The organism is Thioalkalivibrio sp. (genome assembly GCF_041685615.1).
GTDB lineage: Bacteria > Pseudomonadota > Gammaproteobacteria > Ectothiorhodospirales > Ectothiorhodospiraceae > Thioalkalivibrio.
Window position 1 is genome coordinate 1 of the sequence record NZ_JAWLFK010000027.1, and the last position, 16,832, is coordinate 16,832.

At 68.4% G+C, this 16,832-nt stretch carries 17 protein-coding genes and 1 pseudogene; 4 read left to right on the top strand and 14 right to left on the bottom strand.

The genetic code is table 11. The annotated features are described in order from the left end of the window. Positions 1-82: pseudogene (locus tag ACESLR_RS07095) on the top strand (RNA polymerase-binding protein DksA); the annotation flags it as partial. 12 nt (positions 83-94) lie between these two features. Here the strand turns inward: ACESLR_RS07095 and argA are convergent. From argA to ACESLR_RS07110, 3 genes are all read right to left on the bottom strand, one after another. Beyond that, positions 95-1,456 (bottom strand): amino-acid N-acetyltransferase, encoded by a 1,362-nt coding sequence (gene argA / locus ACESLR_RS07100; RefSeq protein ID WP_373025324.1) that lies wholly within the window; start codon positions 1,454-1,456, stop codon positions 95-97. Between the two features lie 110 nt (positions 1,457-1,566). After that, complete coding sequence (locus ACESLR_RS07105) at positions 1,567-2,040, bottom strand: DUF192 domain-containing protein (protein ID WP_373025323.1); 474 nt, start codon at positions 2,038-2,040, stop codon at positions 1,567-1,569. Between the two features lie 3 nt (positions 2,041-2,043). Next, complete coding sequence (locus ACESLR_RS07110; RefSeq protein WP_373025322.1) at positions 2,044-2,316, bottom strand: heavy-metal-associated domain-containing protein; 273 nt, start codon at positions 2,314-2,316, stop codon at positions 2,044-2,046. Between the two features lie 85 nt (positions 2,317-2,401). Here ACESLR_RS07110 and ilvD point away from each other — a divergent pair, with 85 nt between their 5' ends. Further along, positions 2,402-4,306, top strand: coding sequence for a dihydroxy-acid dehydratase (ilvD, locus tag ACESLR_RS07115; protein WP_373025321.1), 1,905 nt, complete (start codon positions 2,402-2,404; stop codon positions 4,304-4,306). A 219-nt stretch (positions 4,307-4,525) separates the two neighbouring features. Beyond that, the gene (gene radC, locus ACESLR_RS07120; RefSeq protein WP_373025320.1) at positions 4,526-5,197 is read left to right on the top strand and encodes a RadC family protein; all 672 of its coding nucleotides are present in this window, start codon (positions 4,526-4,528) and stop codon (positions 5,195-5,197) included. 12 nt (positions 5,198-5,209) lie between these two features. Here the strand turns inward: radC and ACESLR_RS07125 are convergent, their stop codons facing one another. The 5 genes from ACESLR_RS07125 to ACESLR_RS07145 all read right to left on the bottom strand — a co-directional run bounded on the left by ACESLR_RS07125 (position 5,210) and on the right by ACESLR_RS07145 (position 9,303). Continuing rightward, positions 5,210-5,788: a glycine zipper domain-containing protein gene (locus tag ACESLR_RS07125; RefSeq protein ID WP_373025319.1), complete on the bottom strand. Its 579-nt coding sequence runs from the start codon at positions 5,786-5,788 to the stop codon at positions 5,210-5,212. 121 nt (positions 5,789-5,909) lie between these two features. Then, the gene (bioF, locus tag ACESLR_RS07130; protein ID WP_373025318.1) at positions 5,910-7,091 is read right to left on the bottom strand and encodes an 8-amino-7-oxononanoate synthase; all 1,182 of its coding nucleotides are present in this window, start codon (positions 7,089-7,091) and stop codon (positions 5,910-5,912) included. Then, complete coding sequence (locus ACESLR_RS07135) at positions 7,088-7,840, bottom strand: class I SAM-dependent methyltransferase (protein ID WP_373025317.1); 753 nt, start codon at positions 7,838-7,840, stop codon at positions 7,088-7,090. The genes bioF and ACESLR_RS07135 overlap by 4 nt, the downstream gene beginning before the upstream one ends. 12 nt (positions 7,841-7,852) lie before the next feature. After that, positions 7,853-8,848 carry a biotin synthase BioB gene (gene bioB / locus ACESLR_RS07140; RefSeq protein ID WP_373025316.1) on the bottom strand — a complete coding sequence of 332 codons (996 nt, stop codon included), beginning with the start codon at positions 8,846-8,848 and terminating at the stop codon, positions 7,853-7,855. Then, positions 8,845-9,303, bottom strand: a complete 459-nt coding sequence (locus tag ACESLR_RS07145) for a hypothetical protein (RefSeq protein ID WP_373025315.1) — start codon at positions 9,301-9,303, stop codon at positions 8,845-8,847. Before ACESLR_RS07145 ends, bioB begins: the two co-directional genes overlap by 4 nt. A 240-nt stretch (positions 9,304-9,543) precedes the next feature. Here ACESLR_RS07145 and ACESLR_RS07150 point away from each other — a divergent pair, with 240 nt between their 5' ends. Next, positions 9,544-10,092, top strand: a complete 549-nt coding sequence (locus ACESLR_RS07150; RefSeq protein ID WP_373025335.1) for a ComF family protein — start codon at positions 9,544-9,546, stop codon at positions 10,090-10,092. 14 nt (positions 10,093-10,106) lie between these two features. Here ACESLR_RS07150 and ubiA read toward each other — a convergent pair whose 3' ends face one another. The 6 genes from ubiA to ACESLR_RS07180 all read right to left on the bottom strand — a co-directional run bounded on the left by ubiA (position 10,107) and on the right by ACESLR_RS07180 (position 16,814). Further along, positions 10,107-10,976, bottom strand: coding sequence for a 4-hydroxybenzoate octaprenyltransferase (gene ubiA, locus ACESLR_RS07155; protein ID WP_373025314.1), 870 nt, complete (start codon positions 10,974-10,976; stop codon positions 10,107-10,109). Between the two features lie 363 nt (positions 10,977-11,339). Then, positions 11,340-11,909, bottom strand: coding sequence for a TlpA family protein disulfide reductase (locus tag ACESLR_RS07160; RefSeq protein ID WP_373025313.1), 570 nt, complete (start codon positions 11,907-11,909; stop codon positions 11,340-11,342). Continuing rightward, complete coding sequence (gene dsbD, locus ACESLR_RS07165) at positions 11,906-14,269, bottom strand: protein-disulfide reductase DsbD (protein WP_373025312.1); 2,364 nt, start codon at positions 14,267-14,269, stop codon at positions 11,906-11,908. The genes ACESLR_RS07160 and dsbD overlap by 4 nt, the downstream gene beginning before the upstream one ends. Continuing rightward, the gene (gene cutA / locus ACESLR_RS07170; RefSeq protein ID WP_373025311.1) at positions 14,257-14,598 is read right to left on the bottom strand and encodes a divalent-cation tolerance protein CutA; all 342 of its coding nucleotides are present in this window, start codon (positions 14,596-14,598) and stop codon (positions 14,257-14,259) included. The genes dsbD and cutA overlap by 13 nt, the downstream gene beginning before the upstream one ends. A gap of 3 nt (positions 14,599-14,601) precedes the next feature. After that, positions 14,602-15,399, bottom strand: coding sequence for an efflux RND transporter periplasmic adaptor subunit (locus ACESLR_RS07175; protein WP_373025310.1), 798 nt, complete (start codon positions 15,397-15,399; stop codon positions 14,602-14,604). A 38-nt stretch (positions 15,400-15,437) separates the two neighbouring features. After that, positions 15,438-16,814, bottom strand: a complete 1,377-nt coding sequence (locus ACESLR_RS07180) for a TolC family protein (RefSeq protein WP_373025309.1) — start codon at positions 16,812-16,814, stop codon at positions 15,438-15,440. Between the last annotated feature and the right edge of the window lie 18 nt (positions 16,815-16,832).

Genomic DNA, 16,832 nt, shown 5'->3' on the forward strand with positions numbered 1-16,832 from the left:
GCTGGAAGCCCGGCCGATCGCAACCCTGAGCGTGGCCGCCCAGGAGGCTCACGAGCGCGACGAGGCGCGCTACACCCAGTAGCCTGTTGCGTCGCTACGCGGTGTCCAGGCTGCGGGTAAAGACCCGCGAGTTGCGCGCCTGGTTGTAGCGGGTCTGGCGGCTGGCGGGCAGGTCGTCCACCTGGCCCGGCGTGTAGCCGCGTTCCTGGAACCACTGGGCGGTGCGTGTGGTGAGCACGAACACCCGCCGGATACCCTGCTCCCGCGCCTGTTGTTCCATGGCCTGCAGCAGGCGGTCGCCGCGGCCACTCCCGCGGTAGTCCGCGTGCAGGGCCAGGCAGGCGATCTCCGCCGCATCCGTCTCGAAGGGGTACAGCGCGGCAGTGCCGATAATTAGGCCATCGGCCTCCAGTACCTGGAAGCGGTCGATCTCCAGTTCCAGGTGTTCCCGGGCGCGATGCACCAGGATGCCTTCGGCCTCCAGCGGTTCCAGCAGGGCATGGATGCCACCAACATCGTCGAGCGTCGCCGGACGCAGTTGCTCCAGCGGCTCGCGCGAAACCAGTGTCCCGATCCCCTGGCGGGTGAACAGTTCGGTCAGCAGCCCGCCGTCGTCGTGCCGGTCCACCAGGTGCACGCGCATCTCGCGGCGGTGGCAGGCGTCGATGGCGCTTCGCAAGTGGTTGGCCAGTTCTTCCGGAAGGTCGGTGGCGGTCTCCAGCAGTTCCTGGGCAGCGGGTACGGTGAGCTGGTCGAGCACGCCGTGTTCGGGGTCTCGCAGGACCCCGGCTTCGGTGAGAAAGATGAGCTTGTCGGCGTTCAGCGCGATCGCAACCTGGGTGGCGACATCCTCGCCGGAGAGGTTGAATACCTCGCCGGTGGGGGAGTACCCGAGCGGGGAGACCAAGGCCACCTGCTCGCGGTCCAGCAAGGCCGCGAGTGCGGTGGTGTCCACCCCGCGCACCTCGCCGGTGTAATGGAAGTCCACGCCGTCGCGGACGCCCAGCGGGCGGGCGGTGACGAAGTTGCCGCCCGCCACGCGCAGCCGGGCGTTGCCGGTACCCGGCTGGCCCAGACTGCGCGACAGCAGGCCCTCGATCTGCAGGCGCAGCCGGCCCACCGCGTCCAGCACCGCGTCCAGTGCCGGGGCGTTGGTCACGCGCAGCCCGTTCGCGTAGGCCGGGGTCAGTCCACGTTCCGCCATCCGCGTCTCGATCTGCGGGCGGGCACCGTAGACCAGTACAACCCGGATGCCGAGGGCATTGAGTTTGGCGATGTCGCGCATCAGTGCCGGGAATTCCGGTGCATGGGCGGCCTCGCCCGCCAGTGCGATCACCATGGTGCGCCCGCGGTGGGCGGCAATGTACGGCACGGCATCACGGAACCACGCCAGCTCCCCGGGCTGCGGGGTCCGGCGCAAGGGCGCGCCCGGGCGAGCGGATGGGGGAGTGGGCATGGTGGTCACGTGCGCATCCGTTTCCTGTGGGTGTCCTGACCGGACAGTCTAGGGAGACGCGGACCAATTCGCACGCCCGGACCCCGATGCCGCGGGGCTTCCTCGGTGGCTCAGTCGCTCTGGCCCAGCGCGCGCTCGAGATCTGGCACGCGGTCGCCGGCCCCGATGCCATGTGCCTCGAACCACCCGGCATTGACCTCCAGGGCGTAGCGCACGGGGCGTTTCGCCTCGTGGATGCGGGTGGAGTGGGGCGTCATGGTGGCGATGTTGGTGATGGTGAAATGCGCATCGATGAAGGCCACGTCCAGCGGGATGCGGGTGTTCTGCATCCACATCCCGTACTGCGCCGGGCGCGGCCAGACGAACAGCATGCCGCGGTCTCCGGGCAGGTGGTCACGGTGCATCAGCCCTACGCGGCGACTGCGGTCTGTCGCGGCGATTTCGATCGTGAGGGTCTGCTCGCCGATCGCCAGATCGGCGGTTGGCAGCCCGTCGTCCGCGTGCGCCTGGCCCGCGCCGAGGACGACGATTAGTGCCAGCCAGGCAAGGCCGTGCCACGCCCGGCCCCACAAGGCTGGCGTCACGGCCTATTCGCCGCTCATGCGGCCCACGGCGCAGCTGGCGAAGGACTTGGCCTTGGCGCCGGCGGAACGCAGGCCGGAGACCGACCCGACTTCCGGATAGCCCATATTGGCGAGTTTCGCGGCCACCGCCTCGCGGGCGCTGTCCGGGGCCTCGACCTCGACCGCACCGCCTTCCACGTCCACCTCGGCGCCGGTGACGCCCTCGACCTGCAGCAGGCCCTTGCGGATGGAGCTGGCGCAGCCGCCGCACTTGATGTTCTCGACTTCGATTTTCATTCCACGGACCTCGGGGTACTGGGGTTTGTACGACTCATTATGTACGATTCCGCTTTCGCGTAAACGTTCACGAGAGCCCGAACCCATGCCCGCCTATCGTTCCCGCACCACCACCCACGGCCGCAACATGGCCGGTGCCCGCGCCCTGTGGCGCGCCACCGGCATGCAGGATGGCGATTTCGGCAAGCCGATCATCGCCATCGCCAATTCCTTCACCCAGTTCGTGCCGGGGCACGTGCACCTGAAGGATCTGGGTCAGCTGGTGGCCGGCGAGGTGGAGAAGGCCGGTGGTGTGGCCAAGGAGTTCAACACCATCGCGGTGGACGACGGCATCGCGATGGGCCACAGCGGGATGCTCTACTCCCTGCCCTCGCGCGAGATTATCGCCGACTCGGTGGAGTACATGGTCAACGCGCACTGCGCCGATGCCCTGGTCTGCATCTCCAACTGCGACAAGATCACCCCCGGTATGCTGATGGCCGCGATGCGCCTGAACATCCCGGTGGTGTTCGTTTCCGGCGGGCCGATGGAGGCGGGCAAGGTGCAGGCACCAGGCAGCGACAAGGTCATCCACCTGGATCTGGTGGACGCGATGGTCAAGGCTGCCGACTCCAGTGCCTCGGACGAGGAAGTGGAGTCCATCGAGCGCTCCGCCTGCCCGACCTGCGGCTCCTGCTCCGGCATGTTCACCGCCAACTCGATGAACTGCCTGACCGAGGCGCTGGGCCTGTCGCTGCCGGGCAACGGTTCGCTGCTGGCCACCCACGCCGGGCGCAAGGGCCTGTTCGAGCAGGCCGGCCAGCGCGTGGTCGAGCTCGCCAAACGCTACTACGAGCAGGACGACGCCTCCGTGCTGCCGCGATCCATTGCCACCTTCGAGGCCTTCGAAAACGCGATGAGCCTGGATATCGCGATGGGCGGTTCCACCAACACCGTGCTGCACCTGCTGGCGGCCGCGCGCGAGGGAGAAGTGGACTTCACCATGGCCGACATCGACCGCTTGTCGCGCAAGGTGCCGAATCTGTGCAAGGTCGCCCCGGCCACCCAGCTCTACCACATGGAGGACGTGCACCGTGCCGGTGGCGTGGTCGGCATCCTCGCCGAGCTGGATCGCGGCGGGCTGATTCACCGCGATATCCCGACCGTGCATGCCGACACCATGGGCCAGGCACTGGAGCAATGGGACGTGATGCGCCACGCCGCCGCCTCCGAGACGCTGTACAAGGCCGCCCCGGGCGGCGTGCCCACCCAGGTTGCGTTCGGTCAGGACAAGAGCTGGGACAGCCTGGACATCGATCGCGAGACCGGCTGCATCCGCGACATCGAGCATGCCTACTCGCAGGACGGCGGCCTGGCCGTGCTCTACGGCAACATGGCCCCGGACGGCTGCATCGTGAAGACCGCGGGTGTGGACGAGAGTATGTTTGAAACGGAGCAGCTGCGTTACACCACCAGCGTGCCCACTTCGACGATCCGCGTCTTCTCCGGCCCTGCCCGTATCTTCGAAAGTCAGGAATCGGCCGTTGAGGCCATCCTTGGTGACCAGATCCGGGCGGGTGACGTCGTGATCATCCGCTACGAGGGCCCCAAGGGCGGCCCCGGCATGCAGGAGATGCTTTACCCGACCTCGTATCTGAAGTCCAGGGGCTTGGGCAAGGAATGCGCGCTGATTACCGACGGACGCTTCTCCGGCGGTACCTCCGGGCTGTCCATCGGCCACGTCTCGCCGGAGGCGGCACAGGGTGGCGCAATCGGCCTGATCGAGGAGGGTGACACCATCGTCATCGACATTCCCGGGCGCGAGATCCGCATCGACGTCGACGGTGCCACGCTGGCGGCCCGGCGCGAGGCCATGGATGCCCGCGGCCCGAAGGCCTGGAAGCCCGAGTCCCGAAGCCGCCAGGTGTCCCAGGCCCTGCGCGCCTATGCCCTGATGACGACCTCCGCCGCCTTCGGCGCGGTGCGCGACATCTCCCGCTTCGAGGACTAGCCCAGGGCCCGGGCGCGGTTCCGGGTTGCAGGATGCGGATGAGCGGAGCGAACCGCATCGTGGGACTGTGGGTGCGTCCGCGGACGACCGTAGAGCGGTCGAGCGTTTGAACGGGGCGTTTCGCTGGGCGCGACGCACCCGGCCTCGACTGGATGACGCGATCCGCGGAGCCGGACTCAACAAGTTGAACGAACGTCACGCAACCACAAGGAGGTGGGGATGGCGATTACCGACTGGCCCGCGGCCGAGCGCCCGCGGGAGAAGCTGATCGAGCGCGGCGCGGGCGCATTGTCGGATGCGGAGCTGCTGGCGATCTTTCTGCGCACCGGCGTCGCGGGCAAGAGCGCGGTGGATGTGGCGCGGGATCTGCTCAGCCGCTTCGGCGGGCTGCGGCCCCTGTTGCAGGCGGATCAGGCCGGATTCTGCGCCGCGCCGGGGCTGGGGGATGCCAAGTACGCCCAGCTGCAGGCGGTGCTGGAGATGGGGCGTCGGCATCTGGCCGCCGACCTGGAACGGGGTGACGCGCTGACCTCGCCGGGAGCGACCCGGCAGTTCCTCGCGGCGCGCCTGCGTGACTATCCCTTCGAGGTCTTCGGCGTGTTGTTCCTCGACAACCGCCACCGTGTGATCGCCTTCGAGGAGCTCTTTCGCGGCACCATCGACGGGGCGTCCGTACACCCGCGCGAGGTCGTGCGCCGCTCGCTGCATCACAACGCGGCGGCGGTCATTCTGGCGCACAACCATCCCTCGGGCGTGGCCGAGCCGTCGTGCTCGGATGTCGCGATCACCCGCCGCCTGGCCGACGCCCTGGGGCTGGTGGACGTTCGTGTCCTCGACCATGTGATTATCGCCGACGAGAGCGTCTCCCTGGCCGAGCGTGGGGAGCTTTAGAAAAGGCTGCGTTTAGCCCCGGATCTCCCAGTGACCCGGTGCCGACGGGCAGGCGGTGCCGGTTTGGCGCCGCCCGTCGATGGTCATCTCGAAGTCGCGGCAGCCACTGTCGCGGTTGCGGCGTGGGGTTAGCTGCACCCGTTGGTCGTGGGCATTAAGCCAGTGCACGGTCTGGCCGGTGCCGGCCAGCTCCAGGGCATGCCCCATGCAGGCCTGGTCGTTGCGGTCCATCTGGCGGCCGATGATGCCGCCGAGGATGGCGCCGCCGGCCGCGCCGATCAGGATTGCCACTGGGTCACCGCCGCCGACCCGATGACCGATCACGGCCCCTGCACCCCCACCGATCGCGGCGCCGATGGCGTCGCGGTTGCAGCGCCCGTCCATCACCCCGAAGTCATGTTCCCAGCGCTCGACACTGCGCCCGTGATACCCCTCGTAACCGGGGTCATTCTGCGCGCGCCGGCCGTGGGCCGGGGCCCAGGGCGGGGGCGCGGCCAGTGTGTCGGCCGCGAAGCCGAACAGCAGCGCGGCCGTCAGCACCTTCAGGTGCGCGGGTCGGCCGCGACGGGATTGATTGCATGTCCGTGCCATGGTCCGTCTCCTTGTGAACGGGGGAAGCCCCAGCGTTGCGTGGTTTCGCTGAACGCTTCTTTAACGTGACAGGGCGTTTTCCGGAAGCGCGACCGGCTTCATGGCGGATATGTGCGCGGTTTCACGCGGTCGTCGTGCCGAGCGCGTGTTCCAGGGCCCGGAGCAGGGCGTCGACCTGGGCTTCGGTATGGGCGGCAGACAGCGTGATACGCAGACGCGCCTCCCCTTCCGGTACGGTTGGCGGGCGGATCGCGGGAACCAGGAAACCGGCCTTGAACAGTCGCTCGGCGACGGCACTGGCGCGCGCCGCGGTGCCCAGGGTGACGGGCTGGATGGGCGTGACCGGTGGCGGGTGTGGCAGACCGAGGCGGTCCAGGCCCTCGCCCAGGCGCCGGAGCAGGTGCTGCAGGTGCTCGCGCCGCTCGCCGGCGGCCTCGGCGATGCGCACCGAGGCCAGCGTGGCGGCGGCCAGGGCTGCCGGCATCGCGGTGGTGTAGATGTAGGGACGGGCGGTCTGGATGAGGGTCTCGATCAGCCGTTCGGAGCCGGCCACGAAGGCCCCGGCGGTACCGAAGCCCTTGCCCAGGGTTCCCATCAGGACCGGGACCTCGCCGCTACCAAGACCAAAGTGCTGACAACTGCCGCCGCCGGTGTCTCCCAGCACCGACAGGCCGTGGGCGTCGTCCACCATCAGCCAGGCGTCGAACTCGCGGGCGAGGGCGGCGAGTTCCGGCAGCGGGGCGATGTCGCCGTCCATGGAGAACACACCATCGGTCACGATCATGCGGTGCCCGGTCGCGGGAGCCTTGTTCAGACGTTCACGCAAGTGTTGGGGCTCGGCGTGGCGGTAGCGCTGGCTGCGCGCGCCGGAGAGTCGCACGGCGTCGATCAGCGACGCGTGGTTCAGGCGGTCCTCGAACACCGTGTCGTGGCGGCCGACGAGGGCCTGCATCAGGGCCAGATTGGCCATGTACCCGGTGGAGAAGACCAGTACGCGTTCGCGGCCGGTGAAGTGCGCCAGCGCCTGTTCCAGTTCCTCGTGGGCCCGGGTGTGGCCGTTGATCAGGTGGGCGGCGCCGGCGCCGACACCGTAGTAGTCCAGGGCTTCGCGGGCCGCGGCCACCACTGCCGGGTCGGCGGCGAGGCCCAGGTAGTCGTTGGAGCAGAAGGCCACCATGTGGTAACCGTCGATGATCTGTTCCGGGCGTTGCGGGCCGTCAAGCACGCGGGTGCGGCGCCAGCGCCCGCTGTCGCGCGCGGCGCTCAGCCGCTGTTCCAGGGTGCGCTCCAGCGAGTCGCTCATGGCCGCAGCCCCGCGCGCAGAAAGATCGGCCAGCGCACCCGGGCCGGCGTGGTCGCGATGGGCCACAGCGCCTGCAGTGCCGGGGCCAGCGCGGCCAGTGGGTCGTGACCGGCGGCACGGGCACGCCGGATCGCCGACCAAGTGCCGAGATAGCCGAGCAGGTTGTCGCGCGGCCACTGGCGCTCGATGCGAAACGTGGGGGTCTCGATCTCGGGCCACGGAAAAGGCAGGTCGCGGTAGTGGCTGCGGACGTGGCTGCGTTCTTCCGGCCACCAGGGGGCCAGGGTGGTGTCGTGGAAGTCGGTCAGCAAGCGGTCCAGCGCCGGATCCTCGGCGCGCAGCACGCCGTAGCCCCAGATCGCCAGCAATCCTCCCGGGCGCAGCACGCGGGCGACCTCGTCGTGAAACTCGGGGTGGCGAAACCAGTGCGCGGCCTGGGCCACGCAGGCCAGATCCACGGAGGCATCCGCCAGCGCACAGGCCTCGGCGGTGCAGGCCACGCGTTGAAGCCGGGGCGTCGCCTCCAGTCCAGCCAGAAGGGCCGGGGCGGCGTCCGTGGCAACGACCTGCGGGAAGTGTGGCGCCAGGCCCCGCGCGGCCTGACCGTTGCCGCTGGCGCAGTCCCAGGCGCAGGCGTGTCGCGGCGTGTGGGCAGCCAGCCAGTCAAACAGCTCGACAGGGTAGTCGGGGCGATGGCGGGCGTAGTCGGTCGCCACCGCCGAGAAATGATCGGGGAAGTCGCCCGCCACCGGCCGGTCGGCTCAGGCCGACGCGGAGGCCGGCTGGTCCGATTTCGCGGGGGCTTCCGGGCCCGTTTCCGGGTGCAGGCCGAGGCGTTCGAACAGCGCCATGTCGTGATTCTCGCCGGGGTTCGGCGTGGTCAGCAGGGTGTCGCCGTAGAACAGCGAGTTGGCGCCGGAGAGGAAGCACAGGGCCTGCATCTCGTCGGACATCTCGGTGCGTCCGGCGGACAGGCGCACGTAGGAGGCCGGCATCAGAATGCGGGCGACCGCGATGGTGCGCACGAACTCCAGCGGGTCCAGGTGTTCGATGCCGTGCAGTGGCGTGCCCTCGACCTGGATCAGCTGGTTAATCGGCACCGACTCCGGGTGCTTGGGGAGGTTGGCCATCTGCTGTAGCAGCCGCGCGCGGTCGCGGCGCGACTCGCCCATGCCGAGGATGCCGCCGCAGCAGACATTCATACCGGCCTCGCGCACGTGTTCCAGGGTTTCGAGGCGGTCCTGGTAGGTGCGCGTGGAGATGATGTGGCCGTAGAACTCCGGCGAGGTATCAAGGTTGTGATTGTAGTAGTCCAGGCCTGCCTCGGACAGGCGCTTCGCCTGCTCGGCCTTCAGCATGCCGAGGGTCATGCAGGTCTCGAGGCCCTCGTCCTTGACCGCGCGGACCATCTCGATCACGCGCTCCAGATTCTTGTCGGTGGGGTTGCGCCAGGCCGCCCCCATGCAGAAGCGAGTCGCGCCCTGGGCGCGGGCGTTGCGCGCAGCCTCCAGCACTTCGTCCAGCGGCAGCAGGCGTTCGCGCTCGATTTCGACCTCGTGGTGCGCGCTTTGCGGGCAGTAGGCGCAGTCCTCGGGGCAGGCGCCGGTCTTGATCGACAGGAGTGTGCTTACCTGCACCGCGTTCGGGTCGAAGTGTTCGCGGTGGACCGTCTGCGCGCGGAAGATCAGGTCATTCAGCGGCAGGTCGAGCAGGGCCTCGACCTCGTCGGTGTTCCAGTCGTGGCGGGGCGTGCTCATAGATGATGTTCCTCGTCGGCTTCGGCAGGGACGTCGACATCCGCCCAGGGCTCGCGGTAGATGTTGAACAGGGCGTAGATCGTCCAGGGCAGCAGGATCGCCGCGGCGATGGCCCAGTAGGCGCGGTAGTAGTCGAGATCCGGCGGGAAGAAGGTGGCGACCACGATCAGCGCACCCATCAGGGCATAGTAGCGATAGGCAGCCCACTGGGTGTGGTGGCCGACGCGCGGATCGGGGTGGTGCTTGGTCAGGGCATAGACCAGCATGGAGCCGCCGAACCACAGTACCAACGGGACGATCCCCATGATCGCGGCGATAATGAAACCTACCCCGACCCCCTCGCTGCTGACGACGAACAGCGGGATTCCGGCAATCGACACACTGATCAGGTTGCCGATATCGAACATCGACGCGGCGCGCCGCGAGCTGCGCCCGGAGATGGTCCTGGTGGCCATGGTCTACCCTGAATGCAAAACGCAGAGCATACCATCATGTCCCTGACCCCTTCACCGCAACCGGGCGCGGCAGCGGCGCGGGCCGCCCGCTGGCGGGACCGGGCCGCCGCCTGCGCCGAGTGGCTGGGGGAGGCCCTCTATCCGTCGCATTGCGGCCTGTGTCTGGCGCCCGGGCCGCCGATCTGCGCGGACTGCCGGGCGGATCTCCCGCCGCTGGATCACCCGTGTCCCGCCTGTGCGCTGCCCCTGCCGGTGGCCGGAGTCTGTCCGGCCTGTATCCGCCAGCCCCCGGCCCTGGATGCGCTGCATGCCGGGTGGGCATATGCCTGGCCCCTGGACCAGCTGATCCTGGCCTACAAGCATGGCGCCAATGCGACGGCGGAACGCATTCTTGCGGCACTGGCGCAGGAGGTGGTGGAACGCCGGTTGAGCCCGGAGCACTCCGATCTCGTGATCCCGGTGCCGTTGCATGGCCGGCGCCTGCGCGAACGCGGATTCAATCAGGCGGATGTCCTGGCCCGGCGTGTGGCGGCGGTGCTGGGTGTAGCGCTGGAAAACCGGGGTTTGCGACGCGTGCGTGCGACGGACTCGCAGCAGGCGCTGGGGCGCAAGGCCCGCCGCCAAAACGTGAACGGCGCCTTCGCGTGGCACGGGCCGGACCTCGGCGGGCGGCATGTCCTGGTGGTGGACGACGTGGCGACGACCGGAGCCACGTTGTTCGCACTGGCCGGGGTGCTGCGGCAGGCGGGTGCCGCGCGGGTGGAGGGGCTGGTTCTGGCGAGAGCGTGAGCGACGAGCCGGGGTCATGCCCCCAGATGGTGGTCCGCGATCATGGCCAGCAGGACGACGGCGCCCAGGTAGTGGTTGTTCTTGAAGGCGCGCAGGCAGTCGGCGGGTTCACGCTCGAAGATCAGGAACTGCTGGTAGAACATCAGCATCGCGACGAGTACCAGCCCGGCGGTGTAATACCCGCCGAACCCGGCGTGCTGACCGACAAGGTAGAGTCCGAACCAGACCAGCACCTGCAGGCCACCGGTGATCAGGCGGTCCAGTTCGCCGAAGGCGATCGCCGTGGATTTCACCCCGACCTTCAGGTCGTCCTCGCGATCCACCATGCCGTAGAAGGTGTCGTAGACCACCGTCCATGCCAGCACGGTCACGAACAGCAGCCAGGCCACTTCGGGGGGGTGCTCGCCGGTGACCGCGGTGAACGCCATGGGCACGGCCCAGGCAAATGCGGCCCCCAGATGCACCTGCGGGAAGTGGTGGAAACGCTTGGAGAACGGATAGGTGCCGGCCAGCGCCACGGCCACCAGGGAGTACAGGATGGTCAGGAGATTGGTGAACAGCACCAGCACGAAGGCGACCACGCTGAGCACTGCGAACGTACCCAGTGCCTCGCGCGGGGTGATGGTGCCCAGCGCCAGGGGGCGGTCGCGCGTGCGCGCTACGTGGCCGTCGAAGTCGCGGTCGGCGTAGTCGTTGATCGCGCAGCCGGCCGAGCGCATCAGGACCACGCCCGCGGCAAAGATGAAGATCAGGTAGGCCGGCGGCCAGCCCCCGGCCGCCACCCACAGGGCCCAGAAGGTGGGCCACAGCAGTAGGTAGATGCCCACCGGGCGATCCAGCCGGATCAGGCGTGCGAGTTCCCACAGGCGTTCGCGCTCGGTCATGGCGGCTTAGGGGGATACTGATTGGATTGCACGCTCGCGCTCGAGTCGCTTTTGCGTGCGAACAAGGCGCGGCGACTGCCGTGCAGTCACTCTGCACAAGGGAGCCGCAACGCTGTGCGCGCGCCCGTTGTTATCAAAAACGGGCGGCCGAGCCCCTGCTTTGAATGGCTTGTGGGGTTGGTGCCCCCTGTTCCCCGATCCGGCGTTGCGGCACTTGCCGGCAGAACCACTACCGGCTGCGCACCGCGCCTTGTCTCGGGAAACAGGGGGTACCAACGCGAGCGTGCAATCCAATCAGTGTCTCCCTAACTTACCAGCCTTGTGGCGCAAGGGCGCCGGGCGTCACTCCGGCGTCCGGGGGCGCTACAGGTGCGCCTCCAGCCATCCGTCCAGGTCGGCCGGCTCCACCTCGCCACGATGGGTTTCGAGGATAGTGCCGTCGCGGTCGATCAGTACGGTGTAGGGCAAGGCGCCGATGCGGTTGCCGTATTCGCGGCCCACGGCCATCGCCTCGTCCTGACCGATCAGCACCGGGAATTCGATGCCGAAGTCGTCCACGAAATGCTGGGTTGCCGTCTGTTCGTCCACGGCCACCGCCACGATGGTGAAGTCGTCGTCGCGGTGGGCCTCGAAGGTGTCCTGAAACAGCGGCATTTCCTTCTTGCAGGGCGGGCACCAGGTCGCCCAGAAGTTCAGCACGATCAGGTCGCCATCCCATTCGCTAAGCTGGCGATCGTCCCCCGCGAGATCGGGCAGCGTGAAGTCGATGCGCTGGTTGCCCGAAGCCTCTTCCTCGTTCGCGACCTCGGGAGCCGCGCTGGCCGCCGCGTCATCGGATTCCATCTCCGGCTCCGGGTCGCCGCAGGCGGCCAGCATGAAGGCGCTGGCCGTGGCGATCGCCAGTACTGCGAGGGCGCGCGTACGGTTCTTCATGGTGTTACCTCGATGGCGTTTTCCACATGCGCCAGGAACCGGTCGGCGTTCAGGTAGCCAACATTGCGGAAGTCCTTCAGTTCATTGCCTTCGGCGTCGTAGAAGATCATCGCCGGCGGTCCGAAGAGGTTGAACTCGCGCATCAGGTCGCGATGCTCGGAGGTGTTGTCGGTGACGTCGGCCTTCAGCACATGGACATCGGCCAAGGCCTGGATCACGCGCGGATCCTGGAACGTGGTGCGGTCCAGACGCACGCAGTCCACGCACCAGTCGGCGAAGAAGTCGAGGAACACCGGCTGCCCGTTCTCGCGGGCCCGGGCGACCTCGCGCTCCACGTCCTCCAGGGTATCGACGTCGGTGAACTCCAGCTCGGTCGGTCCCGACTGTTCGCCGGTTGTGGTCACGGCCGGCTGGTTCAGCGTGTCCAGCGGGCGGAAGATGTCCTTGCCGCCGGTGGCCGCGCCCAGCATCAGCAGCACCCCGTAGATCAGGAGCACCACACCCAGGCCTTTCCACAGGGTGTGCCAGCCGGAGCTACCCTCCGGCAGGGTTCTCAGTGCCCCCATGTAGACGGCGGTCACGATCAGCAGGATGGCCCACAGGAACATCGCGATTTCGCCCGGGATGACCCGTTCCAGAAGCCAGATGCCGATCGCCAGCAGGCCGACCCCGAACGCCGCCTTGATGGTATCCATCCACGGACCGGCCTTCGGCAGCAGGCGCCCGGCCGAGGTGCCGATTACCAGTAGCGGGGCGCCCATGCCCATGCTCAGCGCGAACAGGGCAATACCCCCCAGCACCGCGTCACCGGTATGGCTGATGTAGAGCAGCGCACCGATCAGCGGTGCGGTCACGCAAGGGCCGACGATCAGGGCGGAGAGGAAGCCCATGATCCCGGCGCCGACGTAGGTGCCGCCTTCCTGTTTGTTGCTGATCTGCGACAGCTTGCTCTGCACACCGGCTGGCATCTGCAGCTCGAAGAAGCCGAACATCGACATTGCCAGCGCGATGAAGATGGCCACGAAGGTGCCGATGATCCACGGGTTCTGGAACGCTGCCTGCAGGTTGGCGCCGGCCAGGCCGGCGAATACCCCCGCCACGGTGTAGGTCACCGCCATGGCCAGCACGAACACCAGCGAGATCAGGAATGCCTTGCGCGTGGTCAGATTCTTCTGCCCGATGATGATGTTCGACAGGATCGGGATCATCGGGAATACGCAGGGGGTAAAGGTCAGCAGCAGCCCGAAGCCGAAGAACGCCAGCGCCACCAGCCAGATCTGGCCGTCCGCCAGTTGGGCCGCGATACGGTCCTGCTGGGTGACGGGTGCCGCCGCGTCGTCGTCATCCTCGCCGGCCTCGTCGCCGCTGTCCGGCAGCGCATCGCTGTCGGCCTCCGCGGCCAGGTCGGAGGGGAAGCTGACCGAGACCTCCTGGGTCAGCGGCGGGTAGCACACGCCGGCGTCGGCGCAGCCCTGGTAGTCGATTGCCAGGGTGATGTCGGCAACGTCGTCCGCATCGCGTCGCACCGGGATGAGGATCTCCACCTGGTCACGGAACACCTGGCTCTCGCCGAAGAACTCGTCTTCCTGGGTCTGGCCTTCCGGCGGGTTGACCGGGCCCAGTTCGATGCCCTCGCCTTCGCCGATGCGGACATCGAGCTGTTCGCGGTAGAGGTAGTAGCCGTCGGCGATGTCGAAGCGCAGGATCACCGCGTTCTGGCTGATGGCCTCCAGCGAGGCCGCAAAGGCCTTCTCCGGTTCCAGCAGGTCGTCGGCGGCGCCGAGATCGCCGGACAGGTCGCCAAGGTCGCCCAGCGCACCGCCTTCCTCTTCGGATTCGTCGCGGGGATCCGCGTCCTCGGCGGCCTCGCCCTCGCTCTCGCTCTCGCTCTCGCCGTTGCCGTCCGGCAGGCCGGGCAGTTCGATGGAGACGGTCTGGAAGTGCGGCGGGTAGCACACACCCAGGTCCGCGCAGCCCTGCGAGCGGGCGGTCAGTTCGATTGTGGTGCTTTCGGCCGCCTCGATTGGCAGCTCGACCTGCACCTCGCCCCGATAGGTCTCGACGCGTCCGAAGAACTCGTCCTCCTTCACCTCGCCATCCGGGGTCTTGGCCTCGCCCAGCTCCAGACCGTCGCTCTCGGGGGTAAACTCGAATTGCTCGCGGTACATGTAGTACTCGTCCGCGATGTCCCATGTCAGCCGCACGGTGTCGGCGTCGATCGCCTCGGCGCTCAGGCTGAAGGCATCATCCGGATCCAGCAGGTCGTCCTCCAAGGCGCCCTGGGCCAGGCCCAGGGCGGGCAGCAGCATCAGGGCGAGGAGCAGGCTTGCCAGCCAGGTGCGGGGGTTCAGGAAGTGCATTGTGTGATCCAGTCCAGGTAGTCGGGTAGCCCGTGCTCGATCGGCAGGGCGATGATCTCGGGCGTCTCGTAGGGGTGTTGGTCCGCCAGCCGCGCCTGGAGTTCGTCCAGGCGGGCGGGCGAGGTCTTGACCAGTAGAGTGACTTCCGCGTCGGTCTCGATATTCCCTTTCCACATGTAGACCGAGCGTCCGGGCGGCAGGATATGCACGCAGGCCGCCAGGCCCTGCTCCACCAGGACACCGGCGAGGGAATCGGCCGCTGACGGGTCATCCAGGGTGGTGATGACCAGCCAGGCACGAGCGCTGGAGGGGATATTGGCGGTGCTCATTTCTCAGGCGTCCTGTTCGATCCGTGCAGTCTGGCCCGGACGCAATGGCAGGTCGTCCCCTGGCGAGAATTCGACCTCCACGCGGTAGCCGCGATCGGGCTCTTCGCCCGTTGGTTCCCACCCGACGCTCTTGATCGTGCCGGACAGGCGCTGGTCGCCGACTACGACCGTGACCGCTTCCCCGGGTTCCAGAGTGGCGGCCGTGTCCCCCGGTACCGTCGCCGTGGCGCGCATGGGGTCGGTGGTGCCGAGGATCGCGAGGACGGGCGGCACCAGGGCCGGATTCACGTACTGGCCGGTGCTGGCCTCGACGCGTACGAGGCGTCCGCTGGCCGGGGACCGGATGGTAGCGTCCTCGAGATCGGCGCGGATACGGTCGCGCTGGGCGCGGGCCTCCGCCAGGCGCGCGGCGACCGTGGCGTATTCGATGCGGGCCAGTTCCAGTTCGCGGGCGGAGATCAGGGTCTGGTCGTACAGGTCCTCGGCCTTGTTGCGTTCGCGCTCGGCCTCGTCCAGTTCCATCTGCAGGCGTTCCAGTGTTGCGCGGGCGGCCCGCAGGTCGGCATCGATACGGCGGGTGTCCAGTCGGAACAGGACGGCATCGGCCTCGACCTGTTCCCCGGCCCGCGCCTCGATCGCTTCGATCCGACCAGCGATTGGGGCCGTGATGCGGTAGCGCTCGCCCCAGTCGATCTGGGCCCCGAATCCGTCCTCGGCGAGGACCAGGGCCGGGGCCGCGGCGAGCAGCGCCAACAGGCCGGCAGTTGTCAGCAGGGATGGGCTTGTGAATGCACGGGGCATGGGCAGGTCTCCCGTCCGGTCGCCAGTGCGTCGGCGGCTCAAGGGTTCTCGTGGGTGGTGCGGAACGGGCTCAGATCGTCACGACCGCTCAGCAGGGCCAGGCGCTCGTAGGCCAGGGCCAGTTGGAATTCGGTACTCGCATTAAAATGTGCCGCCGCGCTTTGCTGGACCATCGAGTCGCCCAGGTCGGCCTGGTCCTCGATGTCGTACAGGTAGCGCGCCCGGTCGATGTAGAGCTCGCGATAGTCCATGCGCCAGGCTGCCTCGTCGCGCTGGGTTTGCAGGGCGCGGATCTCGTCGTGCAGCTCGCGCAGGCGGTTGCGTGCCTCGATGCGCGCCTGGCCCAATTCGGCCTCGGCGTGGTGGCGGGCGGCGACTGCCTGGCCGACCCGGCTGTCGTGGCGGCGGCCTTCGTACAGCGGGATTTCCAGCACCAGACCCGCGGCGAACGGATTGCGATCGCCGCCGCCCAGGTCACGGTGCCACCAGCCGGACTCGGCCTCGGCGTACAGGCGCGGACGGCGCTCGGTACGGGAAGCCGCCACCTCGCGGCTGGCAGCCTCGACCTGGCGGCGCTCGGCTAGAAGGCGTGGGCTGGTGTTGTCCAGCTCGCTCAGCAAGGTGTCGAGATCGGGCAGTTCGGGCAGTTCCAGCGGCAGCATGGGGGCGAGCACGGTGCGTACGCGCCGATCCGGTCGGTTCAGAGCCTCGGCGAGGGCAGCCCGGGTCCGTGCCTGGCTCTGCTGGGCGCGGGTGCGCTGTACGCGCAGGTTCTGGTACTCGGACTCGAGGCGAAAGACCTCGATGTCCGATACCTGGTCGAGCTGGTTGCGCTCTTCGGCGCGCTCCTTGGAGACGTAGGCGGCGGCCATCGCCTCCGTGTCGCGGGCAAAGGCCAGGTCGGCCAGTAACACGTCGAAGTAGCGTTCGAGGACATGGATCCGGTGACGGGCATGGGCCAGTTCTTCCCGTTGCCGGGCGGCATCCAGGCGTTGTTCGCCGGCGGATTCGCGGGCATGGGACTGGCCGAAGTCGCTCAGGAGCTTGCGCGCGACGATGGCGGCTCGGGAGTCGTTGCGGCTACGGTCCTCGATCTGGTCGTTGGGCTCGATCCAGCGGGCCTCCAGCCGGGCGTCCACGGTGGCGTCCCGCTCGGCGCGGGTCGCCTCCAGCTCGGCCCGGGCCTGTTCCCGCTCGGCGCGCGCCTGACGCACTCGCGGATGCAGGGCGTCGACGCGGTCCAGGGCATCGTCTACCCGCATCGGGTCGGGCAGTGGCCCGGTATCGGCCGCGCTATCCCCGTCCTGTGCAATGGCCGCTCCCGCCAGGGGCCAGGCGAGCAGGCCGGCCAGCAGCAGGCCGGCGAGGGAGCTTCGGCAGCCGGTTCCGGTCGAGCGGGGGTGCATCGGCGACATCAGGCGTCGATCCTCGGG